Source organism: Bradyrhizobium sp. NBAIM03 (genome assembly GCF_020194055.1).
In the GTDB taxonomy this organism is placed as follows: domain Bacteria; phylum Pseudomonadota; class Alphaproteobacteria; order Rhizobiales; family Xanthobacteraceae; genus Bradyrhizobium; species Bradyrhizobium yuanmingense.
Map to the genome: position 1 here is coordinate 1 of NZ_JADYVS010000158.1, position 444 is coordinate 444.

A 444-nucleotide genomic window follows, 5' to 3' on the forward strand; every position below is an offset into this window, starting at 1 on the left:
CGTTCGGCCGCATTGCCATGTGCGGCATGATCGCCGGTTACGACGGTCAGCCGCTGCCGCTGCAGAACCCGCAGTTGATCCTGGTGTCGCGTCTGACCATCGAGGGCTTCATCGTCTCTGAACACATGGACGTGTGGCCGGAAGCACTGCGCGAGCTGGGCGGCTTCGTGGCCCAGGGCAAGCTGAAGTTCCGCGAGAGCGTGGCACAGGGCTTGGCGAGCGCACCGGAAGCGTTCATGGGCCTGCTGAAGGGGAAGAACTTCGGCAAGCAACTCGTCAAGCTGGTTTGAGCTGAGCCGGATGCGGACTGTCAATCGCTTGACAGTCCGCCGGGCGAGGGCCGCCACAGAATGGCCCCACCCACAACGAACGCGTGAAGGAGACACCATGAACGCACCTGAAACCACGCAAGCCAAGCGGCCCGACAGCATGGCCGCCAGCCTC

At 64.0% G+C, this 444-nt stretch carries 1 pseudogene; it reads left to right on the forward strand.

Features of this window, described 5'->3' with window-relative positions:
- Positions 1-290 (forward strand): annotated as a pseudogene (locus I6F21_RS37865) (NADP-dependent oxidoreductase); the annotation flags it as partial.
- Between the last annotated feature and the right edge of the window lie 154 nt (positions 291-444).